This window comes from Nocardia amikacinitolerans, from assembly GCF_900215415.1.
In the GTDB taxonomy this organism is placed as follows: Bacteria; Actinomycetota; Actinomycetes; order Mycobacteriales; family Mycobacteriaceae; genus Nocardia; species Nocardia amikacinitolerans.
The window spans coordinates 637,740-663,992 of sequence record NZ_OBEG01000002.1; the positions used below are offsets into that span (position 1 = coordinate 637,740).

Sequence of the window (26,253 nt, forward strand, 5' to 3'; positions counted from 1 at the left end):
ACGGCGGGACGACAGTTGCCGACGAATGTCCGGCGCACGCCCGGGCGAGATCTAGGCTTTTCGATGCGTTTTCGCTATCTTTCCCGACTCGCTTAGGTTAGCCTTGCTTAAGCGCGCGAGAGGCACTAGCTTCGCAGATCGAATCGTCCCCACCCGCTTTTCGACCCGATGCGAAGAAGGGAATCCCCGGTGAAAAGCGTTCTCTCCGAACGTATGACGCTTCACCCGCAAGGCATCGAACGACGCGAGCTGCCCCCGGACGCCGGGCGCGCGGTGCGTGACCTCGCGCGTGAGATTTGTAGCACAGTCGATCTCGGCTCCGGCGGCGCGGCACGCCTGACGCGAAGACTGACGGATCCGGCGCTCGTCGCGCTGATCGAAGCGGGCGCCCGCGAGCTGCCCGAATCGGTCCGGATCACCATGCGCCCGCCCGCGAGCCCCTCGGGCGCGACCATCGTGCGCGGGCTGCCGCTGACCGACGACGAATTCGGTCCGACACCGCCGAGCTGGCGCGAAGCCGCCCGGTGGAGCGGTGATCCGCAGCGCGGCAACTCCTTTCAGCTCGACATCGCCATGCTGCTGCTCGCGCGCTGTGCGGGTGAGCCGTTCGGCTGGTCCGGACAGCAGGACGGCCGCTTGGTCAACAACATCGTGCCAACGCCGGGTCACGAGGACGAGCAGTCGGGCGCCAGCAGCAAGACGCTGCTCAGCCCGCACACCGAAGACGCCTTTCACCCCGACCGCGCGAACCTGCTGGTGCTCGCCTGCCTCCGCAATCCCGACATGGTGGGCACCACGGTGTCCTCGGTGCGGCAGGTCGAGCTGACCGAGGACGAGTACCGGCTGCTCAGCACCCCGACGCTGCCGATCCTGCCCGACGTCTCCTACGGCAGCGGCCACGAACGGTTCACCCCGCCGCCCATCCCGACGGTGTGGGACGCGGCCGAATCGAGCTCGGGCACAACGCATCCGACCTTGCGTTACGACCCGGCCTACACCCCGCTCGACGACGCCGACCCCGAGTTCCGCAGCGCTTACGCCCGGCTCACCGCGGAACTCGAACGGGTGTGCCACACCGCGGCGTTGGCGCCCGGCGAGTTGTTGCTGGTGGACAATGACGTGGCCGTGCACGGTCGGGTACCGTTCACCGCGCGTTACGACGGCACCGACCGCTGGCTCAAGCGGGTCAACATCCGCCTGCCCGAACGTCGGCGCCGAGCCGCCGAGGCCGATGAGAATGGTTACGGGCAACGAACTGTCGCCCCGTTCCGAATGGGAACTGGCCGAGCGGATGCAGAGCGGGACACAACACCAGATGAACGAGGAACCGTTGAACACTCGTGATCGGAGCACGCCGCTGCGCGTGCTGAGCCGTAGCGACCTCGCCGACGTCCCCATCACGCCGGGCGACGTGGTGCGTGCGGTCGAAGACGCGTATCTGGCTTTCGCGGCGGGAGATTCGGACAACCCGCGCAAATTGAGCGTCGCCAATCCGGACGGCTGGTCGGTGGCCTATGCCATGCTCGGCCGCGACGGCAGACGGCGCGTGGTCGCCATGAAGACCTCGTACAAGTTCGATCCCGGGCACGACCGCAGCACCAAGCGCTATTACACGACCATCACGCTCTACGACGACTCCACCGGCGCGCCCATCGCCATGATGGATTGCGCACGGGTCGGCGCGCTGCGCACACCGGCCGTCTCCGCGCTGCTGGTGCGCGAGACCATGCGCCGCGGGGCGGAGAGCGTGCTGCTGATCGGCACCGGAACCCAGGGGCGCAACGCGCTGCCGCATCTGCTCGCCGCGAATCCGCAGCTGCGCAAGCTGATGGTGTACGGAACGCATCCGGACGGGCTTGCCGCGGTGCACAGCCAGCTCGCCGAGTACAACCCGCAGGCGCTGCTGGAGACCGTCCCCGATCCGCGCGCCGCCGCGGCGCACGCCGACGTGGTGTTGGCGACAGCGGGTCCGGGAACCGAAGTCGCGTTGGAGGCAGAGGATCTCGCGCCCGGCTCGACCGCCGTGCTGGTCGGTTACGGCCTCGCGCCCTCGGCGCTGGTCAAGGCGGACCGGGTGGTGGCGACCAGCGCCGAACAGATGCAGCTCACCGGCACCGACATGGTCGGCCCGGACGGCACGCTGCGCGCGGTCGACGCCGAACTGCCGCAGATCCTCAACCGCAGGGCCGTTGCGCGTCGCTCGGACGAGGAGAAGATCTTCGTCTACAACAGCGGCCTCGTCCTCACCGACGTCGCCGTCGCGCACGCGCTCGCCGAACGCGCCATCGCCGAAGGCCGCGGCACGGAGGTGCCCCTGTGGGATTAGAGGCCGCCGTCGAGCCGGAGCTGGTCGACCACGACGCCATGGTGCTGTTCGACGTCGCCGCACCCGGCAAGGCGAAAGGCGGTGCGCGCGCGAGCCGCTCGCGCGAACTCCCCGTGCCCACCGCACCGAGCGACACGACCGCGCCGCACACCGGCACGGAGACGCTCGAACAGATGACGTCACCCGAGGCCGACGCATCGCCGCGCGAGGTCGAACCCGCACCACCCGCGGCCGAAGCATCGCCGCTCGACACCGACACGCAGACGGTCGAGCCGACCGCACCGCCATTCGAGGCCGAGGCGGCCCACCGTCACTCCGGCGCGCCACCCGCCGAAATCTCGTCGCCACGCGATGCCGGCTCGCCGCCGCTCGATGCGGAGGCAGCGGCGCTCGGCACCGACACAGCGCCGCTCGGCGTCGACTCGGCACCGCTCGAGGCCACTACAACGCCGGGCCACCCGGACGCCCCGATCTCCAAGAACGCCAAGGCGAGTCCGCTCGGCACCGGTGCGCATGGGGTCGGCGATGTCATGTCGCCGTCCGAGGCCGAGGCGGCGGCACTGGACCCAGACACAGCGCCACTCGGTGCCCAGCCGTCGCCGTGGAAGACCAGCGCCACGCTGCTTCACACGGACGCGCCATACCCAGCGGACACCGAGGCGAGCGCTCTCGACGAAGCCGCCTCGCTGCGAGCGGACATGCCATTCACTACGGAAGCCGAAACGGAGTACGACGAACCGGAGTCGACCACCGACGACACTCTCGCGCACACCCCCAACGATTTCGGCGACTACCCCGAACCCGACTGGGACGACACCGATTCCGACGACGCCTTCCTCGAGCTCCTCGTCGAGGAGATCGCCGGCGACCCGGCCGACCGCGCACCCGGCATCGTGGCTCCGCCCATGCCCGCGCACATCGACGAGTGGGAGCGTCGGGTACTCGCCGACCCGCACCTGCTCGACGACATCGCGTTCGCGGTCGGTGGACCGTTCCACCTGATGTACCCCGCGCGAGTCGGGGAGAACATCCGAGGCTTCCGCGACGCGTTCGCGCGGGCGGGCGTCGACGGACTCGTCTACTACGGCAAGAAGGCGAACAAGGCGGCCTGTGTGGCGCGGGCCTGCGCGGAGAACGGCGCTGGCGTCGACGTCTCGAGCGTCGGCGAGCTGACGGCCGCACTGGCGGCGGGTGTGCGCGGCGGCGAACTGATGGTCACCGGCCCGGCGAAGTCCGACGACCTGCTGTGGCTCGCCGTCCGCCACGGTGCGCTGATCGCGGTGGACAGCCTCGGCGAGCTCGACCGCCTCGCGGCGATCGCCTCCGCGGCGACTCCGGCCAGGGTGCTGCTCCGTGTACTGCCCGCGGGCTCGGCCAGCCGATTCGGGATGACCGAGGACGAACTGGACCGGGCGCAGTCGGTGATCGCCGCGTCCGGGCCGCGCGGACTGGAGCCGGTTCAGTTGGAGGGCTTCAGCTTCCACCTGTCCGGCTACGACGCGATCGCCCGCGCCGAGCAGGCCGCCGATCTGATCGACCGCTGCGCGGCGGCGCGCGAACTCGGACACGCCGCGGACACGATCTCGATCGGCGGCGGATTCGGCGTCGACTACGTGCCGGAAGGCGCGTGGCGCGAGTTCACCGACGGCGTCGACCGCGCGTGGTTCCACGCCGGGAAGTCGTTCGGCTCGTACTACCCCTACCACTTCCCCGCGCCGGGGCCCGCCATGCTCTCGGCGATCCTCGCCTACGGCGACCTGGCCGACCGACTGCGCGACAACGACATCCGCTTGGCCGTGGAACCTGGCCGGGCGCTGCTGGATCGCGCGGGCAGCACCGTTTTCCGTGTGCAGGGCAGCAAGATCCGGCACGCCGACGGGCAGCCGTACCAGCTGCTCACCGTCGACGGCACCAGCCTCAGCCTGTCCGAGCAGTGGTTCGACAGCGAGTACCTGCCCGATCCGGTGCTGTGGCCGCAACGCCCCGGCGAACCGACGCCGACCAGTGTCGGCGCGGCGAGCTGCCTGGAATCCGACATGCTCAGCTGGCGGCGCATCCCGCTGCGGAGGCGCGCCGAGGAGGGTGATCTGCTCGTCTATCCGAATACCGCCGGTTATCAGATGGATTCGAACGAGTCGGCCTTCCACGAACTGCCGATCCCGCCGAAGGTCGTGCTCTCCGACGTTCGGGAAGATCGGCTGCGCTGGACGCTCGACGCCGGGTAATCAACCAGAGAACCACAACTCACCATCGCCCGCGCGCACCGTAACCCCGCAGCACGGGCAGGCGACTCCGAAGACCGGGTCGCCACTGGATAGGAGACTTTCATGCCTGTCGTCACGCGCGTGACGGACCTGATCGGTCGCACCCCGCTCTTCGAGCTGGCCACCACCGCGACCGGAACCCGGCTGCTGCTCAAGCTCGAACAGTTCAATCCGACGGGCGCGGCCAAGATCAGGATGGCGCGCGAGATGGTGCTCGACGCCGAACGGTGCGGTTTGCTGCCGAGTGGCGGGCATATCATCGAATCCACGTCCGGTAACACCGGGCTCGGCTTGGCGGTGGTTGCTGCCGAACGCGGGTACCGCTTCACCGCCGTGGTCGATCACCACGCATGTAAGGACAAGTTGCGCGCGATGCGAGCGATGGGTGCGGAGTTGGTGTACGTCGCCGACGAGGGCGACGACAACCTGGCCACTTCGGCGCGGGAGGACCTCGCCGAGGCGATGGCCGCCGCGCAGGACGACGCCTACTTCACCGAACAGCACAACAACGACGCCAACGCGGTCGGCTACTACGCCGTCGCCGAGGAGTTGCTCGAGGACGTGGAGCGCGTCGACATCCTGCTCTCGGCGGTCGGCACCGGCGGTTCGCTGTTCGGCACCGCGACCCGGCTGCGGCAGCTCGGCTGCCCGCCGTACGTGATCGGGGTGGAACCGGTGGGCTCCATCGCCTTCGGCGGGCCTGGCGGGCCATATTGGCAATCCGGCACGGGCACGCCGCCCGGCGCCACCATCGGCACCGCGGTCGACTATTCGCTGCTCGACGAGGGCGTGAAGGTGTCCGATGTGGCGGCCTTCGCCACCGCCCGCGCCGTCGCCAAAAAGCTCGGCCTGATGCTCGGCGGTTCGGCGGGCGGCTCGGTGTACGCGGGGCTGACCAGGCTCGAGGAATTCCCCGCAGGCTCGACGGTGGTCACCATCGTCTGCGACGGCGGCGAGAAGTACCTGGACACCGTCTTCGACGACGACTGGATGAGCGACCGCGATCTGCTCGACGCCGACTCCGAGCGCGAGGTGCTCGCGCTGCTCGATCGCTACTCCCCCGCCCGCCGAAAGCAGTTGGTGGAGGCGCGGTGAACCTGGGAGAGTTCCGCGCAGACGGTCGTCGGCTCGCCGCGCTGGCGACGCCGATCGCACTGACCCAGCTGGCTCAGATCGCGGTCTCCACGACCAATATCGCGCTGATGGGCACCCTCGGGGTGCGCCAGGTGGCCGCGGGCGGCCTGGCGATCGTGCTGTTCAACCAGATCCGGACGATGTGCGTCGGATTGATCACCGGCACCGGCAACCAGATCGCGTCGGCGGTGAGCGCGGCGGACAAGCGCGGCGATTCCGCCGACCGCGAGGTGCGCGAGGTGGTCCGGTCGAGTTTCCTCATCGCGACGATGGCCGGTCTGCTCGGCGGCGTCGTGCTCATCGGACTCGGCTGGTCGTTGCAGTGGCTCGGCCAGGACGCCGGGGTGCTCGCCGACGCGCGCCCGCTCATGGTCGCGCTGGCTCCCGGACTGTTGCCCTGCCTGTGGTTCCAGGTGCTTCGGCAGTACACGGTCGGCATGCAGCGTCCGCAGGCCCTGCTGCTGGTGACATTGGGTTCGGTCGCGCTGAATCTGGGCCTCGCCCTCGCCTTCATCCACGGCTGGGCGGGGCTGCCCGCGCTCGGCCTGACCGGCATCGGCGTGGCGACCTCGCTGGTCTTCCTGATCACCTTCGGTGTGTTCTGGGCGATGGTGCACCACGATCCGCGACTCGGCCCCACCCTGTCGATCCGGCCGTGGCCGGTGCACCGTTCGACGGTCGTCTCGGAGCTGAAGCTCGGCACCCCGATCGCGCTCACCTACGGGTCGGAGGCGGGCATGTTCTCGGTGCTCGCGCTCGTGATGGGCAGCATCGGACCGGCCGCCCTCGCCGCGCACAACGTCGTCTACCAGGTCATCTACATCGTGTTCCAGGTGGCGATCGGGCTCTCGCACGGCGCGTCCATCCTGGTCAGCCACGCGGTGGCGCGCGACGAATACCAGCACGCCAAGGCGCTGGCCTGGCTGGCGCTGCGCTACGCGGGCATCGTCGCCGCGATCACCGGCGCGGTGTACGTGCTCGCGCCGAGCGCGGTGCTGCGGCCGTTCCTGGAGCCCGGCGACACCGCGACGATCGAGATCGCCCGCACGCTGCTGCTGATCGGCATCGTGTTGCAGTTCTTCGACGCCGCGCAGAACATCGGCACCGGCTTGCTGCGCGGTTTGAAGGAGACCAACGCGGGCTTCCGGCTTTCGCTGGTCGGCTACTGGATGGTCGGCCTACCCACCGCCCTGCTGCTGGCCTTCCCGTTGCACCTCGGCGCCGCGGGCGTCTGGTGGGGGCTGACCGCGGGGTTGGCCACCACCGCCGTCCTCATGGTGCGGCGCTACTTCGCTCTGCTCGACGGCATGGCGCACGCGTACCCGCGGCGCCTGCCGGAGAGGCTGTCGAGCCCCAGCTGAACTCGCCGGGGCCGACCGGCTCAGATATTGACGCCGTAATCGCGGGCGATGCCCGCGAGACCGGACGCGTAGCCCTGGCCGATGGCGCGGAACTTCCACTCGCCGCTGTGCCGGTACAGCTCGCCGAACACCATGGCGGTCTCGGTCGACGCGTCCTCGGTGAGGTCGTAGCGGGCCAGTTCGGCGCCGGTGGTGGCGTCGACGACGCGGATGAAGGCGTTGCGGATCTGACCGAACGACTGCCCGCGCGCGTCGGCGTCGTGGATGGACACCGGGAAGAAGATGTTGGTGATCGTCGGCGGCGTCGCCGCGAGATCGACGTTGATCACCTCGTCGTCACCCTCGCCCTCACCGGTGAGGTTGTCGCCGGTGTGCTCGATGGTTCCCTCGGGCGAACGCAGGTTGTTGTAGAACACGAAGTGCTGATCGGAGAGCACCTTCAGGTTCGGGCCGGTGGCCAGTGCGCTCGCGTCGAGGTCGTAATCCGCACCGGTCGTGGTGCGCACGTCCCAGCCGAGTCCCACCGCGACCTTGGTCAGGTTCGGCGCCTGCTTGGACAGCGAAACGTTTCCGCCCTTGGCGAGTGTGACGCTCATGATCCCTTCCCGTACGGCGCGCGGGCGCCGCCTTTCTCGTTGTACCGGTTCAGTTCTGGTCGTCGGACCAGCCGCGCAGCGTGGCGAAGCGGCCCTGCAACGCGTGCAATTCGCTCGCGTCGAGCACGGTGCGCTGGATGCCCTTGTCCACCGCGAACGCGGACTGGCGGTGATCGTCGATCACCGCGACATCGATCTGCACCGCGACGTAATCCTCGGCGTCGGGCATCTGTTCGGCGATCACCTTGGCCGTGCCACGCGCGCACAGCGCGACATTGCCGCCGCCGAGGATCAGCAACGCGACCTCGGGCCGTTCCCGCAACCGGGCCAGCGAACCTCGGTCGAACTTCAGGCTGATCAGAATGCGCCGATCACCGGCGCGCACCGGCCAGGACACCGGAATCGCATGCGGCGCCGGGTCGGTGGTCACCAGCACGGCGATCGTTTCCTGCGGCCATTCCGGCAGCACGTCCAGTTCGGGATGATCGGTCGAGTGGTCTTGTCGTTGCGCAGGGCTCGCTCCGGCTGCCATCTTCGTCACCTCATGGATCGTCGCGCGCGACGGGCTGTGCCGCGCTGCTAGCAGTCTAAGGTGCTGGGACACTTGCGCGCTGGCGCTGGGCCTATTGTCCGCTGGCGCAGGGCTTTTTGTCCGTTCGCCCACTGGCGCCGGCACGATTCACCTTGGCGTACAGCGCGCGATCGCCCCGGTCGGCTCGGCGAGTCGCAGGTTCGTCTCAGGCCGAAGCGAATTCGGGAACGGGCAGCGACCGCGCCCACTCGCGCGCCATGTCGCGCACGCGCACTTCGGTGGACGCGTCGTGGCGCGCGTGCTCGCCGACCTGGACGGCGCCGCGCGCGATCAGCTTCTCGGCAGCGAGCTCGCCGCCGCGGTTGAACGTGTCGCCGTAGACGGAATCGCCGAGGCCGAACACCGCGAAGCGCAGACCGGTCAGATCGGGCGTGCGCGCGTCGAGGGTGTCGAAGAACGGTTCCGCGCCGGTCGGCAGATCGCCGTCGCCGTAGGTCGAGCAGACGACGATGTAGAAGTTGGCGGCGTCGAGATCGTCGACATCGAAGTCGGTCATGTCGTAGACCGAGACATCGTGCGTGCTCGCCAGCTCGTCCGCGACGCACTCGGCCGCGGTTTCGGAAGTGCCCATCTCCGACCCGAACAGAATGACTACGCGCACCGCGCCCGCTCCTTCCCGTTCCCGGCTCGCGCCGGAAGCCACTTTCTACTTTGGTGAGGCTACCCTAATTTTCCGCGGAAGGGGCGGCGCCGATGCCCGGTCCGGTATCCGTGCTGGTTTTCGATTGACGGACCGCCGCCACGGATGCATCATTCAGTAGCAACCTCCTGTTCAGCGGGGGTTCTCCTATCAGCCGGCCGATGACTGTCCGGCCCTGCGTGTTGCTCCCGGCCGCGCTCGGTCTCATCGCCCCGCGAGTCCGGTCAACACTCCTCCATCCATACGACGCTTTCCCGCGTCCGGCCGTGAGTGAGGTGAGAACGATGGTGTACCGATCGTCAGGACGTCCGCGAATCACCGCGTTCCTGCACTACGGCAGCGCTCCGCATTTCTGAATCCGCACCGCACCGGGCACGTCCTGCGACGCGTCGGCGTCGCCGGGACCGCTCGGCTCCCGGTGCGGTGCGGGTGAAGGTACGGGCGCATCGTCGGAAACGGCCCAAAGGGAGGCGAACATGGACAGGGCAGTGAATCCACCAGGGGGTTGGGATCCGGGCACGGCTCGGGTCGGATACGACACCGTCGCGATCGCGGCGGCCAATCTGGCGGTCTCGGCGGCGGCGATCGCGGATCTCGGGTACCTACGCGGCCAGCTCGCCGCGGCGGAGGTGCCGTTTCTGCTGATCAGGGACAGCGGGCACCGGCTGATCCTGGCCGCCGACGCCGCGCACCGCGGAATGGTGCGCCGCGTGACGGACGCCGCGCGCGCCGCTGGCTTCGCCGTCGCGGAGGCCGGTCACCAGATCTACCGGCTCGGCCGCGACGCCGATCCGGCGCACCACGTCGAGCTCGAGCTGTGGGAGTACCACGGCGACACCGTCGAATGCCCGCGGCCGAACGCGTTGACCCGTAACGTCTTCGACCTGGCCGACGTGGAATTCACCCAGGTCCGGCTGTTCGACCGGACGTGGCCGACCCTGGCCGACATGTTCGCGCCGCAGGCCACCGACGTCGCCTTCGACATCGACATCGTCTTCTCCTGGGTGGACGGCTCGGACCCGGAATTCCGCGCCCGCCGCGCGGGCCTGATGGCGCAGGTCGTCGTCGGTGAGGGCGACGACGCGGACGCCAGGATCCGCCAGATCGACGAGCTGAAGTACGCCATGCGCTCGGTGCACAAGAACGCGCCGTGGATCCGCCGCATCTTCGTCGCCACCGATTCGGCGGTCCCCGACTGGCTGAGCGAGCACCCGAAGGTCACCGTCGTCCCCGCGATCGACCATTTCAGCGATCCGGCGGCGCTGCCGACCTTCAACTCGCACGCGGTGGAATGCCAGTTGCAGCACATCGAGGGGCTCAGCGAGCACTTCCTGTACTCCAACGACGACATGTTCTTCGCCAGGCCGGTGCGTCCCGAGATGTTCTTCACGCCCGGCGGCATCAGCCGGTTCATCGAGGCGGACACCCGCATCGGGCCGGGCCGGAACAACGAGCGCCGCAGCGGATTCGAGAACGCGGCGCGGGTGAACCGCGCGCTGCTCGCCGACCGCTTCGGGCACGTCATCACCCGGCACCTCGAGCACACCCCCGCGCCGTTGCGGCGCAGCGTGCTGCTGGAGATGGAGGCGGAGTTCGGCGCCGACTTCGCCCGCACCATGGCGAGCCGATTCCGTTCGGCCACCGACATTTCCGTCACCAACTCGCTGTACCACTACTACGCGCTGCTGACCGGTCGCGCGGTGCCGCAGGAGGCGGCGCGCGTGCGCTACGTCGACACCACGCGCCACGACGGGCTCGCGCTGCTCGACCACTTGGCCGCCGTGCGGGACGTCGACTTCTTCTGCCTCAACGACGGCAGCTTCCCCGAAGTGCCGGAATCCGAACGGGTCGAACGGGTTTCGGAATTCCTCGCGGACTGGTTCCCGGATCCGGCGCCGTGGGAACGGCTCAGTGCACCGCCTCGTCGTCCACTTCCGGAGTCGGCTCCTGGCGCCGCATGACGTGCGGAATGCGGCCGGCGGGCGGAATGACGATGCCCGCCTCGGCGAGTTTCGCCGCCGCCTCCTCGGGAGTGGCGGGCTCGCCGACGGTCGCGCCCACGTCGATCGGGACCACCGAATGCACGACCGTGTCCGGGTAGACGTGCACGAAGTTGAAGGCTTGGGCGCCGTCGCGGCCGCGCAGTCCGCCGGTCGCGGCGGCCAGATCCTGCGTGTAGCAGGTTGACGAGGCGACCGAGACCGGGATGCCCGCGAACGTCGCGTAGGTGGAGAAGTGCACGTGGCCCGCGAGGATGGCCCGCACATCGGTGCCGTCCAGCACGTCGGCGAGCCTGCGCTGGTCGCGCAGCTCCACCGTGACGGCCAGGTCGACCACGCACGGCACCGGCGGGTGGTGCATGGCCAGGATGGTGCCGAACGGCGCGGGCTCGGCGAGCACGTCGCGCAGCCAGTCCAGCTGCTCGTCGGAGATCTCGCCGTGGTGGTGGCCTGGCACCGAGGTGTCCAGCGCGATGATGCGCAAGCCGTCGATCATGTGCACGCGGTCGAACGGCTTCGTCGACGGCGCCTCGTCGAGCAGCGTATGCCGCAGCACACCGCGATCGTCGTGGTTGCCCATCACCCAGACCACCGGCGCGCCGATGTGGCGTGCGAAGGGCTCGACCAGCGCGCGCAGCTTCGCGTACGCGCCGGGCTCGCCGCGGTCGGCGAGATCGCCGGTGAACACCAGTGCCGTCGGGCGGATGCGGCTGGCCGCGGCCTGACCGAGCAGCCTGCGTAAACGCTGCTCGGCATCCACATCCCCGTACAGCTCGCCGTCACCGGCGATGAGATGGGTGTCACTGAAGTGAAACAACACGTGATCCGGTCGCGGGTGCTCCGCGACTCTGCTTATGCGCACCGGACCGAACGTCCCTCCCGGCGGATGGCCCGCCATCGGCTTCGGGTTCCAGCCAGGATAGCGAACCCCTACCAACGGCTTTCCCGCCAAGTTGTGACGACAAGCTTGCGGGAAGGTGAGGTTTCGGTGTACGCACCGCGCGTCGGATACGCTGCGGGCGACTCGAGACGGCCGGTGCGCACCGGTGTTCGGAGGGGGTTCTGATGGGCATGCGGGCAGTCGTGATCGGCGCTGGGATCGCGGGGGCGCTGATCGGTTGCGCGGGGTGCGCGAGTCCGCGCGAATACGGCACCGACGACGCGATCTGGGCGTCGACGACGACCGCGAAGGCGGCGGGCGCGCAGTCCACATCTGGGGTGCCGGACGACCCGCTGCGGTGCCGGAGCGCCGAGCTCTCGCTGCGCTCGGTGGCGGGTCCGCGGGACGGTGGCGGGGCCGTCCGCGCCTACCTGGTGCTGACCAACGCGTCGGGGCGCACCTGCACGGTGTTCGGCCATCCTGGCGTCGATTTTGTGAACAATGACACACTCTTCGGCGCCAGAACCGAGCCGGTGCCACCGAGTGCGTCGGCGCCCCGCGCGGTGCAGACGCTGGATCCCGGCGAATCGACCGCGGCGGAGTTCGTTTTTCGCGGTGAACCGGGTGGGACCTGCACCGAGATGAATGCCATCCGGGTCGTCCCGCCGGACGAGACCGTGGCGCTGACCACTCCGCTCGTCGACCTGCACGCCGGGCCCGTGGCGAGGTTTCGCGTCTGCGACAAGGTCGTCACGGTTGGGGCGTTCACGACGGCGCGGGGATTGCCGCGGAAGTAGGGCCTCGTCCCCCATCGCCCCACGCCGACGAGTGGCCACCGCCAAATCAGCTGCTGCCCACCGCCGCTCGGTCGGCCACCGGCGGAGCAGGTCAGCGGCCGCCGAGAGCGTCTGCGGCGCACAGAGCGTCGAGCACCATCGCGGCGTCCACCGCGAACGGCTCGTTGTGGATCGTCTCGCCCGGGGCGGTGGCGCGAGTCGCTATGGCGGACAAGGTTTCCCGGTCCGCGTCGGCGAGGCCGAGGTCGGCGAGGGAGGTCGGCAGGCCGATGTGGTCGCAGAAGTCGAGGACGGTGTCGATCTCGTCGGCGGGCGCGCCTTCCAGCACCAGCTGGGTGAGCACGCCGAAGGCGACCTTCTCGCCGTGCAGGAACGGGTGGGTCTGGGGTGCGGCGGTGAGACCGTTGTGCACCGCGTGCGCGGCCGCGAGGCCGGAGGATTCGAAGCCGAGGCCGGAGAGCAAGGTATTGGCCTCGACGATGCGTTCCAGGGCCGGGGTGACGGTCCGGGTGTGCACCGCGGCCAACGCCTGCGGTCCGTCGGAGAGCAAAGTGCGGTAACACAATTCGGCGAGCGCACCGGCGCTGCGGGTGGACGCGCCGCCGCGCATGTTGCGCACGTGTCCGGCGAGACAGGTGCGCGCCTCGAACCAGGTGGCGAGCGCGTCGCCCATGCCTGCGACGAGCAGCCGCGCTGGCGCCTGCGCGATGGCCGAGGTATCCACCAGCACCAGTGCGGGATTGCGGCGCACCAGCTGATACGCCTCGAATTCGCCCGCGTCCGTGTAGATCACCGACAGCGCGCTGCACGGCGCGTCGCTCGACGCGGTGGTCGGGCAGCTGATCATCGGCAGGCCCAGATCGTCGGCCACCGCCCGCGCCGAATCGATCACCTTCCCGCCCCCGGCGCCGAGCACCGCCGCACTGCCGCTCGCCCGCACGGCGTCGGTGATCCGTCCGATCTCCGCCATGCTGCACTCCCCTCCGGAGGGATGCACCGAGTACTCGATCTTCGCCTCCCCCAACGACCGCTCCCACGTCGCGGAAAGCAACCGCCGCGCACTGCTCCCCGCCACGATCAACACCGGCCCGTCGATCCCCAACCGGCGCAACTCCTCCCCCAACGCCGCCGTGGCGTCACGCCCCTGCACATAGTGCCCGGGCGACGAGAACACACTCAGCATCCGACACCTCCCGCTCGAGGGGCACCGGCGCACCCCAACCAGCCGCCAACGACCCGCCCAACGCTACGCGCCGAGCCCCCGTCCCACCGCGAATTCACCCGCGGCGATTCCCTTCGGCGCTTCCTCAGCGCGGCCAGAAGTGGCGCCAGTCGGCGGGGGTGAGGGGGGTGCGGGTGCCGCGGGTGGATTCGGCGGCGTCTTCCGCGGCGCGGATGGTGGCGGCGAAGGCGAGGGTGGCTTTGCGGAGGCGTTCTTCTGCGCTGTCGGGGCCGCCGAGGTGGACGACGCGCAGGTCGGCGGGGACGAGGTCGTCGGGGAGGCCCGCGCGAGTGCTGCGGGAGATGATCTTCTCGGCGAGGGCGAGGGCGGGTTGGGCCATGGCGATGCCGTCGAGGCAGGAGCGGCGGGATTTCTCGGCGGACTTGCGTTCCTCCCAGGCGCGTTCCTGGGCGGCGATCTTCTCCTCGACGGTGGCGTCGGGCGCGATGCCGGAATCGATCAGGTGCGGGCTCCGGTTGACGAGCTTGGCGACCAATGCGGCTGCGACGTCATCGACGGTGAATTCGCCTGCGGCTTCGGCGATTCGGGAGTGGAAGAGCACCTGGAGCAGCAGGTCGCCGAGCTCCTCCTTGATGGTGTCGGCGTCGTCGTGCTGGATGGCGTCGAGCAGTTCGTAGGTCTCTTCCAGCAGGTAGGGGCGCAGCGAGTCGTGGGTCTGGGTGACCTCCCAGCCGCCGAAACTCCACAGCCGGTCCATGACCTCGACGGCGCCCGTCAATCCGGCCGCCACCAGTGCGACGTCGGCTCCAGGACCGTCGCCCCGCGATTCGGTGCCCTCACTCATCGAGCCGCCGTCGCCTCGGTGTCCACCGTGAGATCCACTGCCCCCTGGGCCTTTCCGTCCAGCGCGAGCAGCAGATCGGCGACGAACTGCAACAACCGCACGTCGCGAACCCGCTCCGCGCCGACACTGTCCTCGACCCGTGGCAGTGGCAACTGGACGACACCGCTCGCAGCCTTGTAGCCCGCGCTCGGATACAGCCGCTTCAACCGCAACTGCTTGGAGTCGGGCAGGTTCAGCAGCGGTGAGACCTTCAAAGTCGTTCCGGTGACGGCGATCTCCGTGACGCCGTACTCCCGCGCGACCAAACGCAGCTTCGCCACCGACACCAGACGACCCACCTCGACCGGCAGCGGACCGTAGCGGTCGACCAGCTCCTCCACCACCGCGGCGAGCGCCGGATCGTCTTGGGCGGCAGCCAGTTTGCGGTACGCCTCCAGACGCAGCCGATCGCTGGCGATGTAGTCGGGCGGGATGTGCGCGTCGACGGGGAGGTCGATGCGCACCTCCTTGACCTCTTCGGTGGTGATCGGCTTCCCGTCCGCGGCGGCCCGATACGCCTCCACCGCCTCGCCGACCAGACGCACGTACAGGTCGAAACCGACGCCCGCGACGTGACCGGACTGTTCGGCGCCGAGCACATTGCCCGCGCCGCGGATCTCCAGGTCCTTCATGGCCACCGCCATGCCGGCGCCGAGATCGGAGTTCTGCGCGATGGTGGCCAGCCGGTCGTAGGCGGTCTCGGTGAGCGGCTTCTCCGGCGGATACAGGAAGTAGGCGTAGCCGCGCTCGCGGCTGCGCCCGACGCGACCGCGCAACTGGTGCAGCTGCGAAAGGCCAAGGGCGTCGGCGCGTTCCACGATCAAGGTGTTGGCGTTGGAGATGTCGAGGCCGGTCTCGATGATGGTGGTGCAGACCAGCACGTCGAACTCGCGCTGCCAGAAGCCCTGCACGGTCTGCTCGAGCATGTCCTCGTTCATCTGACCGTGCGCGACGACCACCCGCGCCTCCGGCACCAGATCGCGAATCCGCTTGGCCGCCTTGTCGATCGAGGACACCCGGTTGTGCACGTAGAAGACCTGGCCGTCGCGCAGCAGCTCGCGGCGGATGGCGGCGGTGACCTGCTTGTCGTTGTAGCCGCCCACGTAGGTGAGCACCGGGTGCCGTTCCTCGGGCGGAGTCAGGATGGTCGACATCTCGCGGATGCCCGCCAGGCTCATCTCCAGGGTGCGCGGGATCGGGGTCGCCGACATGGTCAACACGTCGACGTGCGTGCGCAGCGCCTTGATGTGCTCCTTGTGCTCGACGCCGAAGCGCTGCTCCTCGTCGACGATCACCAGGCCGAGATCCTTCCACCGCACGCCCGTCTGGAGCAGGCGGTGGGTGCCGACCACGATGTCGACCGCGCCGTCGGCCATGCCCTCGAGCACCGCCCGCGATTCGGCCGGGTCGGTGAACCGGGACAGGCCCTTCACGGTGACCGGGAATCCGGCGACGCGCTCGGTGAAGGTCTGGAGGTGCTGCTGGGCGAGCAGCGTCGTCGGCACAAGCACGACCACCTGCTTGCCGTCCTGCACCGCCTTGAACGCCGCGCGCACCGCGATCTCGGTCTTGCCGTAGCCGACGTCACCGCAGACCACGCGATCCATCGGGACCGCCTTCTCCATGTCCGCCTTGACCTCGGCGATCGCGGTCATCTGGTCGACAGTCTCGGTGAACGCGAACGCGTCCTCCATCTCCTGCTGCCACGGCGTATCCGGGCCGAACGCGTGACCCGGCGCCGCCTGCCGCGCGGCGTAGAGCTGCACCAGCTCGCCGGCGATCTCGCGAACGGCCTTGCGCGCCTTGCGTTTCGTGTTCGCCCAGTCGGAGCCGCCCAGCTTGGACAGGCTCGGCATCTCGCCGCCGACGTAGCGCGACAGCTGATCCAGCGACTCCATCGGCACGAACAACCGGTCGCCCGGCTGCCCGCGCTTGCTCGGCGCGTACTCGATGACCAAGTACTCCCGGCGCGCGCCGCCGACGGTGCGCTCGATCATCTCCACGAACCGGCCGATGCCGTGCTGATCGTGCACCACCATGTCGCCCGCGTTGAGGGCGAGCGGGTCCACCTGGTTGCGCCGCTTGGCGGGCAGCCGTTTGCCTTCGGCGGGCGCGGTGACGCGGTTACCGGTCAGATCCGACTCGGCCACCACGACCAGCCCGGCGCCGTCGAACACCAGACCGTCGTGCAGCGAGCCGCACAGCACGCCGACCACGCCGGGGTTGGGTTCGGCGCCCGCGTCCAGCGCCGCGGCGGGCACCTCCGCGTCGGCCAGCCGCTCCAGCACGCGCTGCGCGGTGCCGTGGCCGGCAACGACGACAACGGCGCGACCGCCGGTCGCCACGTGCGCGCGGAGTGACGCGAAGATCGTCGCCACCAGTTCGTCGGAGCCGCGCGCAGCGGGTCCGGCCAGCACCGGAAGCACGACCTCGGCCGGATCACCCGACTCCAGCGGGCTCAGACTCCACCACGGCAGGCCGTGCCGGTCGGCGCTCTCGTGGATCACCGGCAGCGCGCGGTACGAGGAGGCGGCCAGATCGAGGCCGTTCCCGCCCAGCGGCGCGGCGCCACCGAACGAGGCCGCCGTCCAGGACGCCTCCAGGAACTCCTCGCCGGTGCGCACCAGGTCGGCGGCGCGGGTGCGGATCTTCTCCGGATCGCACAGCAGCACGTGCGTGCCCTCGGCCAGCTGCTCGGTCAGCAGCCGCAGCTCACCGGGCTGCAACACCGGAAGCAACGCCTCCATGCCGTCCACCGGGATGCCCTCGGCCAGCTTCTCCAGCATCTCAACCAGCGCCGCGTCGGCCGCGTTCGCCTCGGCGACCTCCGCGGCTCGCGCCCGCACCTCGGGGGTGAGCAGCAGCTCGCGACAGGGCGGCGCGACGACGACGTCCACCTCGAGATCGCCGATCGACCGCTGGTCGGCGACCGCGAACGGCCGCAGCTCGGTCACCTCGTCGCCCCAGAACTCGACGCGCACCGGATGGTCGGCGGTCGGCGGGAACAGATCGAGGATGCCGCCGCGCACCGCGAACTCGCCGCGCTTGCCCACCATGTCCACCCGGGTATAGGCGAATTCCACCAGGCGAACGAGCAATTCGTCGAAATCGAACTCCGCGCCGACCCGCAGCACGATCGGCTCGATGTCACCGAGACCGGCCGCCATCGGCTGCATCAGCGAACGCACGGTGGTCACTACGACGCGCAGCGGCTCCGGGAACACCGGATCTTCGGGATGCGCGAGCCTGCGCAGCACCTCCAGCCTGCGCCCGACGGTGTCGGCGCCCGGCGACAGCCGCTCGTGCGGCAGCGTCTCCCAGGAGGGGAACTGCGCGACCGTCTCGCCGAGCATTTCCTGCAGCTCGACGGTCAGATCGTCGGCTTCGCGGCCGGTCGCGGTCACCACGACCAGCGGGCGTTTGGCCGCCACCGTCGCCGCGACGAACGGCCGCACCGCCGACGGCGCCACCATCTCGACCGACGACTTCCCGATCAGGTCGGCGACCGTACGCAGCGCGGTATCCGCCCCGGCCGCCGCGACCAGTCCTGCCAGTGGTGGACGGTGGGTGGACATCGATAACTCCTGAGCTCAAGCGGGCGTTTCGAGCGGCCAGCTGAGTTTATTTGCGCGCCGGCTCGCGCGTGTCCGCGGGGCTCTGTTTGTGGCGCGCTGGCGCGCGCGTGTTCGCGGCCTTTATGTCTCGCTGCCCAGCGGTCGAGACTCGCGACTTCGTCGCATGCGCTTCGACCGCTGGGCAGCGAGACGGCCGCGAACGGTCGCTCGTCAGGCTCGCTCCGGGGGTGGCCGGGAGTGCGCGGATGACGCGGTTCGGCTCAGGGTGAGCCGATGACCGCAGGTGTGCGCCGATTGGCCGCGAGGGTGATGATGCGTGGGCGACGAAGCGGAAACCGCGTTACCGACTTCCGTGAGGACTGCGCCCGCCGACGTCGGCCTGCGATGAACCGACTATCGAACGCCGGGATGCTCCACACCACACCTGTTGGTACACACGATCTTTGGATACCCGGCGCGCCGAAACCGTTGCGCGCCTGCGCTTGCGCGGCTACGGAACGTAGCGGCGCAACCGTCGCGCGGCGAATTCGCGGAAGTACGAAAGCTTTTCCGTCGGCACGATGGACGGAAGCAGGAAGTACCAGGCACGTTCCATCCGGGTGGCCATCTGGTCCATCGACTCGGTGCCGACCGCGACGATGTGCACGCCGGCGGTGACCTCCTGCAGCAGCAGGCCGACGACCTCGGGATCGAGGTCGGACTCCAGATCGCCTTGGGCGATGGCACGTTCGGCCAGAAGGCGATACGTATCGCCCCAGGTCTTGGCGATGTTGTCGCCTTGGGCGCCGCGGTAGTCGCCGATCTGGTGGGTGAGCTTGAGCATGGCGCCGACCATCGGGTCGTTCATCGACAGGTCAGCCACCACGTAGGTGATGCCGATGCACGCCTCCAGCGCGGGCACCCGAGGATCGAAGAAGCCCTGGCACGAGCTGATCAGTCGCTCGTTGCCCTGATCGACGACGGCGCGCGCCAGTTCTTCCTTCGAACCGAAGTGAAAGTACAAGGCGCCCTTGGTCACGTTGGACTGCGCGATGATCTCGCTCAGGCTCGCGTTCGCATATCCCAAGCGCAGAAAGACATCGGCAGCGCCCGCAAGGACGGAATCGCGGGTGATCTCCGCGCGCGCTTGCCTAGCCATCAGATCCGCCTGTCATCCCTAAAACCAGCCATCCTGAAGTAGACCGACATCCCGAAGTAAGACCGACATACCGCCCGAACAGCACCCAGAGGATGGGTGAACCGTACCACCAGGTGGGCGCACGACAGTCAATTCGAGCATTCGGCCGAGCCTCCATCGCAATTCGCTGGTTAACAACCGGTCAATCCGACGTGCCCGCGCGCCATTCGGAAACCAACTGCGGATCGGCCTCCAAGTGGCTCAGACCGTTCCAGCAGAGATTCACCAGATGCGCTGCCACAACCTCTTTGGGTGGTTCGCGCACGTCCAGCCACCACGTCGCGGCCGTGGAGACCATACCCACCAGACCCTGCGCGTAGAGAGTCGCCAGGCTGGTGTCGAAATCGCGCCGCTCGAAGTCACCGGCCAGGATGTGCGCGACCTGGTTGACCGCCTCGTTGAGCAGGCTGGAGTAGCGACCGTCGTCGGTGGTCGCGACCTGGTCGCGCACCAGGATCCGGAACCCGTCGGTGCGCTCCTCGATGTAGGTCAGCAGCGCGAGCGCGACCTGCTCGAGCCGCACCCGCGAACGGTTCTGCGTGAGCGAGGACGTGATCATGTCCAGCAGCATCGACATCTCGCGGTCGACGACGACCGCGTAGAGGCCCTCTTTGCCGCCGAAGTGTTCGTACACCACGGGTTTGGAGACCTGGGCTCGCTGCGCGATCTCCTCGATCGAGGTCGCGTCGTAGCCGCGTTCCGCGAACAGCGCCCTGCCGATCTCGATCAACTGCTGGCGCCGTTGGGTTCCCGTCATCCGCGGACGAGACGCGCGTACCTCCGCATTCGCTCCGGCCATGCGCTCTATGCCGTTCCGCCTCTCCGTGTCATGTCGCCGGTCCTGAGCGCCTCGCCGGTTCCGCGCCTGCCCACCGAGCGGGCTGTGCTCGGTGCCGGGCGTTCCGGGCGAGTTGTCCATGTTCTTGCGAAATCAGTCGTTGTGTCGGGGCGTACGGCAGGTACCTGGCCCTCGTGCAGAACCTTACCGTCAAACGACAACTGTTCCAGACAGCGGAGTCCCCCGGGGCCGCCGATCCGCCGACGACCGTGCTAACGCGCGCGTAGGTGGGATCGGTTCGACGTGAGACGGGTCTTCGTGCGAGGATTCAACGCGTGCCGAGGCACAGCGGCGGTTTCCTTGATCCGCCGGTGTGGCAATCCGCCGTGGTGTAATGGCAGCACCTCTGATTTTGGTTCAGATAGTTCAGGTTCGAGTCCTGGCGGCGGAGCACACCGGCACGGTGACTATCGTTGGCCCCGCACATCGCTGACCAAGCACTCATAGCCAGCACGATGACAGGCAGCCGAGGGAGATCCATGCCACAGCAGACCGCCGTCGTCGTTCTCGCCGCCGGAGCCGGGACGCGAATGCGGTCGAAGACCCCCAAAGTTCTGCATTCGCTGGCCGGCCGGAGCATGCTCGCGCACGCGCTGCATGCGGCGAACGAGATCGACCCCGCGCACCTCATCACGGTGGTGGGCCACGACAGAGAGCAAGTCGGCGCCGCGGTCGCCGAAGTGGCCGCCGAACTCGGCCGCGACATCACCCCCGCCCTCCAGGAGGAGCAGCTCGGCACCGGCCACGCGGTCCAGTGCGCGCTGCGCTCGCTGCCCGAGGACTTCACCGGCGATCTGCTCGTCACCTCCGCCGACGTACCGCTGCTCGACGGACACACGCTGGCCGCGCTGCTCGACGAGCATCGCAGCTACACCGAGCGCTCCGCGGTCACCGTGCTGACCTTCGTCCCGGACGACCCGAACGGCTACGGCCGGATCATCCGGGATCGGGACGGTCAGGTCGTCGAGATCGTCGAGCACGCCGACGCCACCCCGGAGCAGGCCGCGATCAACGAGGTCAACTCCGGCGTGTACGCGTTCGACGCCGCGGTGCTGCGCACCATGATCGGCAGGCTGTCCACCGCGAACGCCCAGCACGAGCTGTATCTCACCGACGTGCTGCGCCTGGCGCGCGAGGCCGGGCATCCGGTGCACGGCGCCCGCCTGGTCGACGCGGCCAAGGTCACCGGCGTCAACGATCGGGTGCAGCTCTCGCAGGCCGCCCGAACCCTGAACCGCTACATCCTGGAACGCCACATGCGGGCCGGTGTCACCATCATGGATCCGGCCACCACCTGGGTGGACGCGAGCGTGCGGATCGGCAGGGACGCGGTGCTGCGGCCCGGCGTGCAGCTGCTCGGCGCGACGGTCATCGGCGAGGACGCCGAGATCGGGCCGGACAGCACGCTGACCGACGTGCTGGTCGGCGACGGCGCGAAGGTGGTGCGCACACATGGCGAGCAGTCCACCGTCGGACCTGGCGCTGCCATCGGACCGTTCAGCTATCTGCGACCGGGCACCGTGGTCGGCGATTCCGGCAAGCTCGGCGCCTTCGTCGAGACCAAGAACGCCACCATCGGCGCGCACTCCAAGGTGCCGCACCTCACCTACGTGGGTGACGCGACGATCGGCGAACACAGCAACATCGGCGCTTCCAGCGTCTTCGTCAACTACGACGGCGTGCGCAAGCACCACACCGTGGTCGGCTCGCATGTCCGCACCGGCAGCGACACCATGTTCGTCGCGCCGGTGACCGTGGGTGACGGCGCTTATACGGCGGCGGGTACTGTACTGCGCAGAAACGTTCCACCGGGGGCGCTCGCGGTGTCGGGTGGAGCACAGCGCAATATTGAGAACTGGGTGCAGCGGTACCGGCCGGGGACCGCGGCGGCGATCGCGGCGGCGGCAGCCATCGCGGCCGACGAGATGTCGGGTCAGGCAATCGAGCAAAAGGATGGCAAACAGCAGTGACCGCGTCATGGATCGATAACCAGAAGAACCTGATGCTCTTCGCGGGACGCTCCCATCCTGAGCTGGCCGAGCAGGTCGCCAAGGAACTCGACGTCCACGTCACGCCCCAGATCGCGCGCGACTTCGCCAACGGCGAGACCTTCGTTCGCTTCGAGGAATCCGTCCGCGGTTCGGACGCCTTCGTGCTACAGAGCTTCCCGGCGCCGGTGAACCAGTGGCTGATGGAACAGCTCATCATGATCGACGCGCTCAAGCGCGGTTCGGCCAAGCGGATCACCGCGGTGCTGCCGTTCTACCCGTACGCACGGCAGGACAAGAAGCACCGCGGCCGCGAGCCGATCTCGGCCCGCCTGGTCGCCGACATGCTGAAGACCGCGGGCGCCGACCGCATCATCACCGTCGACCTGCACACCGACCAGATCCAGGGCTTCTTCGACGGCCCCGTCGACCACATGCACGCGCTGTTCCAGCTTTCCGAGCACGTGCGTGCCAACTACAGCCTGGAGAACATCACCGTCGTCTCGCCCGACGCGGGCCGCGTGAAGGTCGCCGAGAAGTGGGCCGACGCGCTGGACGGCGCGCCGGTGGCGTTCATCCACAAGACCCGCGACCCGCTGGTCCCGAACCAGGTGAAGTCGCACCGCCCGGTCGGTGACGTCGACGGCCGCACCTGCATCCTGATCGACGACATGATCGACACCGGTGGCACCATCGCCGAGGCCGTGCGCGTGCTGCGCGAGGCGGGCGCGGGCGACGTCGTCATCGCGGCGACGCACGGCGTGCTGTCCAACCCGGCCGCCGAGCGCCTCGCCGCCTGCGGCGCGCGCGAGGTCGTGGTCACCAACACGCTGCCGATCACCGAGGACAAGAAGTTCCCGCAGCTGACGGTGCTGTCCATCGCGCCGCTGCTGGCGCGCACCATCCGCGAGGTCTTCGAGAACGGTTCGGTCACCGGGCTGTTCAACGGCAACGCGTGATACTTCGATAACGACAGCGGCCCGGGCTCAGCGCCCGGGCCGCTGTCGTTTCGGCGGCCGGTGCGCCTGCCGAGCCCGCGCTGGAGTTGGCAGGGCGAACGTGATACCCATGTGGGGCAATCGAACACGTAGAGGGGGGCATCGTCATGACCACGCCGCAAGAACCGCGACCCGGCATCGACATCGGCAAGTCTGGCGCGCAGGACGATCGCCGGTCGGCGGAGACCCAGGTGTACCAGCCGCCGAGCACGGCGCCGGAGACGCAGGTCTACCAGCCTGGGCAGGCGTACGGTTCCGGCACCGCGCCGGAAACACAGGTGTACCAGCCTGGTTCGCCGAGCCTGCCGGAGGCGCCGGTCTATCAGCCGCCGGAAGCGCCCGCCTATCAGCCGCCCTCGGCTCCGCAATATCCGGCGGGTGGTATCTACGGGTATCCGCCGATCGACGGCGCTCCGGCGGGCACGCCGCCCGGGGGCTACCCGCAGCAGCCGAGTCCGTACAACGCGCCGCCCGCCTACCCCGTGCCGCCCGCCTCCCCGCCCGCTTACCCGGCGGCGCCCGGTTACCCTGCCGCACCGGGTTATCCGGCCGCTCCTGGTTATCCCGCCGCGCCGGGAGCCGGCTACTCGCCGTACCCGGCGGGGCCGTACACGCCGACCCAGACGCAAACGCTATCGATCATCAGCTTCGTCTGCCTCGGGCTCAGCGTGCTCGGTGCCGGATTCTGCTTCTTCCCCATCCTGCTCACCGGACCCGCGGGCATCATCCTCGGTTTCGTCGGGCACTCCAAGAACGAATCGCTCGGCAAATGGGCGGCCATCGCCAACGCCGTGGTGTTGGTGCTTGCGATCCTGCTGGTCGTCTTCGTCATCGGAGTAGCGAGCTACTCGTCGTAGTCACGGACTCGGCGGATCCGCGAATTCGCGGCGTCGAGTTACCTCCGCCCCGGTGTCGACAGGACGATACTGGGACCCATGAACCGTGACCCGCTGGACATGGACATGGGAGACGACGAGCAAGAAGACGAGATCCGCGAGTACGAGCGCTACATCGAGAATCCGCCGGAGAACCTCACCATCCGCGATCGGGAGAGCGAGGACGACGGCAGGCTCGGCATCGGTGAGGATCTCGACGAGCGCTGGACCCGGCGCGGTCAGCGCGCCGAGGACGTGGACGATTCCACCCTGCCCGCCGAAGAGGCGGCGATGGAGATCGTCGACGATTCCGATCTGGAACGTTAAAGCTCGAACCACGTGGTACCCGGGGGTTGACTACGACCAGGAGGCCGCTGATGACCACACCGAAGAATCCCGACGAGTCGTCCGAGGAACCGCTGACCGGCAGCGCGCCGCAGTCGGGGCAGGAATCGGGGGCGTCGCTGTCGAAGAAGCCGTGGGAACCCGAGCCGACGGGCACCGAATGGGCGACTCCCGCCTCCGCCCAGCCGATCCCCGGCGAGCCGACGCAGGCCCCGCGCGAGACCGACGCGGCGAGCGAATCCTCGGCGACCTCGGGCGGTGGGGAGTCCTCGGCGTCCGGTAGCGCGACCGAACCGCCGGTGACCGGCTCGGCACCACAGTCGACGGGACCGGAGGGATGGAATCAGCCGGGGGCGGGCCAGCCCGAGTATCCGTTCGGCGGCCAACCCGGCTACCCCGGCGCGGGTCCTGCCAGCTATCCCTCGGGCGAGCAGCCCGGCGCACCGGGACAGCCCGGCTATGCGGCGGGTGGGGAATCCGGCTATCCCGGCAGCGAGCAGCCGTATCCCGGCGGGCAGTACCCCGGCGGACAACCCGGGTACCCGCCCGGCGGCCCGTCCTCGTACTCGACCTCCGACCAGGCCGACTACCCCGCGGCGCAGCCGTACGGACAGCAGTACGGCGGCGCGTATCCGCAAGGGCAGGGCGGCTATCCGTCGTATCCGCAGCAGGGGCAACCCTTCGGCGCCGAGCAGCCGAGGAAGCCCGGCACCCAGACGATGTCGATCATCGGATTCGTGTGCGCGGCGCTCGCGCTGTTCCTGTGCCCGATCCTGTTCGGCCCCGCGGGCATCGTGTTCGGCATCCTCGGCCACAACAAGGGCGAGCCGCTGGGCAAGTGGGCCGCCATCGCCGCGGGCGCGGCGCTGGTCATCGGGCTCATCCTGAGTTTCGTGGTGTTCAACACCGACGTCGTCCCCAACCAGAATTGAGTCGGTGGCCAGCCGTAAGTTCTCGGTCATGAGTGGTTTCGGTGGATTTCCGTTGGCCGGGCTCGATTTCTACGAGGACTTGGAGGCCGACAACTCCAAGGCGTTCTGGAACGCGCACAAGTCGGTGTACGAGGACGCGGTGAAAGCGCCGATGGTCGCGCTGACCGCGGAGTTGGAAGCCGACTTCGGGACCGCGAAGATCTTCCGCCCCTATCGGGATGTGCGCTTCGCCAAGGACAAGTCCCCGTACAAGACGGCGCAGGGCGCGGTGGTCGGCACCGCGCCGGGCGTCGGCTGGTACGTGCAGATCAGCGCCGCCGGACTGTTCGTCGGCGGCGGCTTCTATTCCGGGACACCCGCCCAGGTCGCGCAACTGCGCGCCGCGATCGATGACGACGTGCGCGGCCCGGAGCTGGAGAAGATCCTCGCGAAACTGACCAAGGCGGGGTTCACCATCGGCGGCGACAAGCTGAAGACCAAGCCCAAGGGCTACGAGGCCGACCACCCGCGCATCGACCTGCTGCGGCAAAAATCCCTGACCGCGAGCCGCCAGTTCGGCGCACCCGAATGGCTGGAGACGCCGCGCGCGGCCAAGGAGGTCCGCAAGGCGTGGGAGACGATGCGCCCGTTCATCGATCGGCTGACCTCGATCGTCGGACCGGCCAACGCGTAGACGACTTCCGGCGCTGGCGGACCGAGACCGACGCGCGTCACCGGGCGAAGACGGGCTCCCGCGCTGCCCAGGCCCATCGCGCGTCGCCCGGCAAACGCGGAATCCAGCAGAGGCGGACGGCGCATGACCCCCGAACGCATAGCTGGAGTCCGCCGGGCGGAGACACGGCCAGCGCAGCCCGGCGACGACGTGCGGC

At 69.1% G+C, this 26,253-nt stretch carries 22 protein-coding genes and 1 tRNA gene; 14 read left to right on the forward strand and 9 right to left on the reverse strand.

The features are described from left to right. The first annotated feature begins 213 nt into the window (after positions 1–213). The 5 genes from CRP45_RS11255 to CRP45_RS11275 all read left to right on the forward strand — a co-directional run bounded on the left by CRP45_RS11255 (position 214) and on the right by CRP45_RS11275 (position 7,085). Positions 214–1,344: a TauD/TfdA family dioxygenase gene (locus tag CRP45_RS11255; RefSeq protein WP_097245029.1), complete on the forward strand. Its 1,131-nt coding sequence runs from the start codon at positions 214–216 to the stop codon at positions 1,342–1,344. Next, complete coding sequence (locus tag CRP45_RS11260; RefSeq protein WP_179830845.1) at positions 1,316–2,326, forward strand: ornithine cyclodeaminase family protein; 1,011 nt, start codon at positions 1,316–1,318, stop codon at positions 2,324–2,326. Before CRP45_RS11255 ends, CRP45_RS11260 begins: the two co-directional genes overlap by 29 nt. Continuing rightward, on the forward strand, positions 2,317–4,551 hold the full coding sequence (locus CRP45_RS35095; RefSeq protein WP_342747013.1) for a type III PLP-dependent enzyme domain-containing protein: 2,235 nt from the start codon (positions 2,317–2,319) through the stop codon (positions 4,549–4,551). Before CRP45_RS11260 ends, CRP45_RS35095 begins: the two co-directional genes overlap by 10 nt. A gap of 102 nt (positions 4,552–4,653) precedes the next feature. Continuing rightward, positions 4,654–5,685 (forward strand): PLP-dependent cysteine synthase family protein, encoded by a 1,032-nt coding sequence (locus CRP45_RS11270; protein WP_097245031.1) that lies wholly within the window; start codon positions 4,654–4,656, stop codon positions 5,683–5,685. Next, the gene (locus tag CRP45_RS11275) at positions 5,682–7,085 is read left to right on the forward strand and encodes an MATE family efflux transporter (RefSeq protein WP_097245032.1); all 1,404 of its coding nucleotides are present in this window, start codon (positions 5,682–5,684) and stop codon (positions 7,083–7,085) included. The genes CRP45_RS11270 and CRP45_RS11275 overlap by 4 nt, the downstream gene beginning before the upstream one ends. A 20-nt stretch (positions 7,086–7,105) precedes the next feature. Here CRP45_RS11275 and CRP45_RS11280 read toward each other — a convergent pair whose 3' ends face one another. From CRP45_RS11280 to CRP45_RS11290, 3 genes are all read right to left on the reverse strand, one after another. Beyond that, positions 7,106–7,681, reverse strand: a complete 576-nt coding sequence (locus tag CRP45_RS11280) for a TerD family protein (RefSeq protein ID WP_067784521.1) — start codon at positions 7,679–7,681, stop codon at positions 7,106–7,108. Between the two features lie 49 nt (positions 7,682–7,730). After that, positions 7,731–8,213, reverse strand: coding sequence for a pyridoxamine 5'-phosphate oxidase family protein (locus CRP45_RS11285; RefSeq protein ID WP_067784836.1), 483 nt, complete (start codon positions 8,211–8,213; stop codon positions 7,731–7,733). A gap of 205 nt (positions 8,214–8,418) precedes the next feature. Continuing rightward, a complete protein-coding gene (locus CRP45_RS11290) occupies positions 8,419–8,874 on the reverse strand; it encodes a flavodoxin domain-containing protein (protein ID WP_097245033.1) in 456 nt (151 codons plus the stop codon). 515 nt (positions 8,875–9,389) lie between these two features. On the opposite strand from CRP45_RS11290, the gene CRP45_RS11295 reads away from it, so the two are divergent. Next, a complete protein-coding gene (locus CRP45_RS11295; protein WP_084482911.1) occupies positions 9,390–10,874 on the forward strand; it encodes a stealth family protein in 1,485 nt (494 codons plus the stop codon). Here CRP45_RS11295 and CRP45_RS11300 read toward each other — a convergent pair. Further along, on the reverse strand, positions 10,822–11,811 hold the full coding sequence (locus CRP45_RS11300; protein ID WP_084482910.1) for a phosphodiesterase: 990 nt from the start codon (positions 11,809–11,811) through the stop codon (positions 10,822–10,824). The genes CRP45_RS11295 and CRP45_RS11300 overlap by 53 nt on opposite strands. Positions 11,812–11,978: 167 nt before the next feature. Between CRP45_RS11300 and CRP45_RS11305 the strand changes: the two genes are divergently transcribed. Next, positions 11,979–12,590, forward strand: a complete 612-nt coding sequence (locus tag CRP45_RS11305; RefSeq protein ID WP_097245034.1) for a DUF4232 domain-containing protein — start codon at positions 11,979–11,981, stop codon at positions 12,588–12,590. 91 nt (positions 12,591–12,681) lie between these two features. Here the strand turns inward: CRP45_RS11305 and CRP45_RS11310 are convergent, their stop codons facing one another. The 5 genes from CRP45_RS11310 to CRP45_RS11330 form a co-directional block, all read right to left on the reverse strand. Beyond that, the gene (locus CRP45_RS11310) at positions 12,682–13,773 is read right to left on the reverse strand and encodes a glycerol dehydrogenase (protein ID WP_097245035.1); all 1,092 of its coding nucleotides are present in this window, start codon (positions 13,771–13,773) and stop codon (positions 12,682–12,684) included. 124 nt (positions 13,774–13,897) lie between these two features. After that, a complete protein-coding gene (locus CRP45_RS11315) occupies positions 13,898–14,617 on the reverse strand; it encodes a nucleoside triphosphate pyrophosphohydrolase (RefSeq protein WP_097245036.1) in 720 nt (239 codons plus the stop codon). Further along, entirely contained in the window at positions 14,614–18,231 is a 3,618-nt protein-coding gene (gene mfd, locus CRP45_RS11320) for a transcription-repair coupling factor (RefSeq protein WP_097245037.1), read from the reverse strand. The genes CRP45_RS11315 and mfd overlap by 4 nt, the downstream gene beginning before the upstream one ends. A 490-nt stretch (positions 18,232–18,721) precedes the next feature. Beyond that, positions 18,722–19,369: a TetR/AcrR family transcriptional regulator gene (locus CRP45_RS11325; RefSeq protein ID WP_068051861.1), complete on the reverse strand. Its 648-nt coding sequence runs from the start codon at positions 19,367–19,369 to the stop codon at positions 18,722–18,724. 181 nt (positions 19,370–19,550) lie between these two features. After that, a complete protein-coding gene (locus tag CRP45_RS11330) occupies positions 19,551–20,165 on the reverse strand; it encodes a TetR/AcrR family transcriptional regulator (RefSeq protein ID WP_067784498.1) in 615 nt (204 codons plus the stop codon). Positions 20,166–20,566: 401 nt separating this feature from the next. On the opposite strand from CRP45_RS11330, the gene CRP45_RS11335 reads away from it, so the two are divergent. The 7 genes from CRP45_RS11335 to CRP45_RS11365 all read left to right on the forward strand — a co-directional run bounded on the left by CRP45_RS11335 (position 20,567) and on the right by CRP45_RS11365 (position 26,057). Next, positions 20,567–20,637, forward strand: a tRNA-Gln gene (locus CRP45_RS11335). Between the two features lie 88 nt (positions 20,638–20,725). Beyond that, positions 20,726–22,216: a bifunctional UDP-N-acetylglucosamine diphosphorylase/glucosamine-1-phosphate N-acetyltransferase GlmU gene (gene glmU / locus CRP45_RS11340; protein ID WP_067784496.1), complete on the forward strand. Its 1,491-nt coding sequence runs from the start codon at positions 20,726–20,728 to the stop codon at positions 22,214–22,216. Further along, a complete protein-coding gene (locus CRP45_RS11345; protein WP_067784493.1) occupies positions 22,213–23,193 on the forward strand; it encodes a ribose-phosphate diphosphokinase in 981 nt (326 codons plus the stop codon). The genes glmU and CRP45_RS11345 overlap by 4 nt, the downstream gene beginning before the upstream one ends. Positions 23,194–23,339: 146 nt before the next feature. Further along, positions 23,340–24,089: a hypothetical protein gene (locus tag CRP45_RS11350; protein ID WP_097245039.1), complete on the forward strand. Its 750-nt coding sequence runs from the start codon at positions 23,340–23,342 to the stop codon at positions 24,087–24,089. A gap of 78 nt (positions 24,090–24,167) precedes the next feature. Beyond that, the gene (locus tag CRP45_RS11355; RefSeq protein WP_067784487.1) at positions 24,168–24,434 is read left to right on the forward strand and encodes a hypothetical protein; all 267 of its coding nucleotides are present in this window, start codon (positions 24,168–24,170) and stop codon (positions 24,432–24,434) included. Between the two features lie 50 nt (positions 24,435–24,484). Further along, positions 24,485–25,384 carry a DUF4190 domain-containing protein gene (locus tag CRP45_RS11360; protein ID WP_097245040.1) on the forward strand — a complete coding sequence of 300 codons (900 nt, stop codon included), beginning with the start codon at positions 24,485–24,487 and terminating at the stop codon, positions 25,382–25,384. 28 nt (positions 25,385–25,412) lie between these two features. Further along, positions 25,413–26,057, forward strand: coding sequence for a DUF2461 domain-containing protein (locus tag CRP45_RS11365; protein ID WP_097245041.1), 645 nt, complete (start codon positions 25,413–25,415; stop codon positions 26,055–26,057). The last annotated feature ends 196 nt before the right edge of the window (positions 26,058–26,253 follow it).

Bases quoted from the DNA above. Each gene is read 5' to 3' on its own strand.
- CRP45_RS11295 (WP_084482911.1), top strand. From the start codon at position 9,390: ATGGACAGGGCAGTGAATCCACCAGGGGGTTGGGATCCGGGCACGGCT.
- CRP45_RS11310 (WP_097245035.1), bottom strand. From the start codon at position 13,773: ATGCTGAGTGTGTTCTCGTCGCCCGGGCACTATGTGCAGGGGCGTGAC.
- mfd (WP_097245037.1), bottom strand. From the start codon at position 18,231: ATGTCCACCCACCGTCCACCACTGGCAGGACTGGTCGCGGCGGCCGGG.
- CRP45_RS11350 (WP_097245039.1), top strand. From the start codon at position 23,340: ATGACCACGCCGCAAGAACCGCGACCCGGCATCGACATCGGCAAGTCT.
- CRP45_RS11315 (WP_097245036.1), bottom strand. From the start codon at position 14,617: ATGAGTGAGGGCACCGAATCGCGGGGCGACGGTCCTGGAGCCGACGTC.
- CRP45_RS11355 (WP_067784487.1), top strand. From the start codon at position 24,168: ATGAACCGTGACCCGCTGGACATGGACATGGGAGACGACGAGCAAGAA.
- CRP45_RS11285 (WP_067784836.1), bottom strand. From the start codon at position 8,213: ATGGCAGCCGGAGCGAGCCCTGCGCAACGACAAGACCACTCGACCGAT.
- CRP45_RS11365 (WP_097245041.1), top strand. From the start codon at position 25,413: ATGAGTGGTTTCGGTGGATTTCCGTTGGCCGGGCTCGATTTCTACGAG.
- CRP45_RS11260 (WP_179830845.1), top strand. From the start codon at position 1,316: ATGAACGAGGAACCGTTGAACACTCGTGATCGGAGCACGCCGCTGCGC.
- CRP45_RS11325 (WP_068051861.1), bottom strand. From the start codon at position 19,369: ATGGCTAGGCAAGCGCGCGCGGAGATCACCCGCGATTCCGTCCTTGCG.
- CRP45_RS11300 (WP_084482910.1), bottom strand. From the start codon at position 11,811: ATGGCGGGCCATCCGCCGGGAGGGACGTTCGGTCCGGTGCGCATAAGC.
- CRP45_RS11305 (WP_097245034.1), top strand. From the start codon at position 11,979: ATGGGCATGCGGGCAGTCGTGATCGGCGCTGGGATCGCGGGGGCGCTG.
- CRP45_RS11270 (WP_097245031.1), top strand. From the start codon at position 4,654: ATGCCTGTCGTCACGCGCGTGACGGACCTGATCGGTCGCACCCCGCTC.
- CRP45_RS11330 (WP_067784498.1), bottom strand. From the start codon at position 20,165: ATGACGGGAACCCAACGGCGCCAGCAGTTGATCGAGATCGGCAGGGCG.
- CRP45_RS11360 (WP_097245040.1), top strand. From the start codon at position 24,485: ATGACCACACCGAAGAATCCCGACGAGTCGTCCGAGGAACCGCTGACC.
- glmU (WP_067784496.1), top strand. From the start codon at position 20,726: ATGCCACAGCAGACCGCCGTCGTCGTTCTCGCCGCCGGAGCCGGGACG.
- CRP45_RS11280 (WP_067784521.1), bottom strand. From the start codon at position 7,681: ATGAGCGTCACACTCGCCAAGGGCGGAAACGTTTCGCTGTCCAAGCAG.
- CRP45_RS11255 (WP_097245029.1), top strand. From the start codon at position 214: ATGACGCTTCACCCGCAAGGCATCGAACGACGCGAGCTGCCCCCGGAC.